This window comes from Vibrio sp. 2130-1, from assembly GCF_033339515.1.
Window position 1 is genome coordinate 1 of sequence record NZ_JAWOUT010000652.1, and the last position, 538, is coordinate 538.

Annotated in this window: 1 protein-coding gene; it reads left to right on the top strand. The window is 50.4% G+C overall.

Annotated features, from left to right (window positions below; all coding sequences use genetic code 11):
• Positions 1-538: fructose-specific PTS transporter subunit EIIC (locus R7Q09_RS27940; protein ID WP_318144181.1), on the top strand; the 538-nt coding region annotated here is incomplete at both ends.

The window sequence follows — 538 nt, forward strand, 5'->3', positions numbered from 1 at the left end:
CCAAATCCTCAATGTCGGTGTGGTTGCCTTTACGCTGATGATCCCAATCCTTGCCGGTTACATTGCTTACGCGATTGCTGACCGCCCAGCTCTAGCTCCTGGCTTGATCGGTGGTTGGATTGCAAACAACGGTTCTTTCTACGGTGCAGACGCTGGTACAGGCTTTATCGGTGCCATCATCGCAGGTCTGCTTGTGGGTTACTTCGTGAAGTGGATTACGTCGATTAACTACCACAAATTCATCCAACCTTTGGTGCCAATCATGATCGCACCAATCACAGGTTCGCTATTCATCGCCGGTCTATTCATCTTCGTTATCGGCGCGCCAATCGCAAGCCTAATGGACGGTCTGACTGCGCTACTAACAAGCATGAGTACAGGTAACGTCGTTCTACTAGGCATCGTACTTGGTGGTATGGCTGGCTTCGATATGGGTGGTCCATTCAACAAGGTCGCGTTCCTATTCTCTGTGGGCATGATTGCGAGTGGTCAAACTCAATTTATGGGTGCTATGGCGTGTGCAATCCCTGTTGCACCT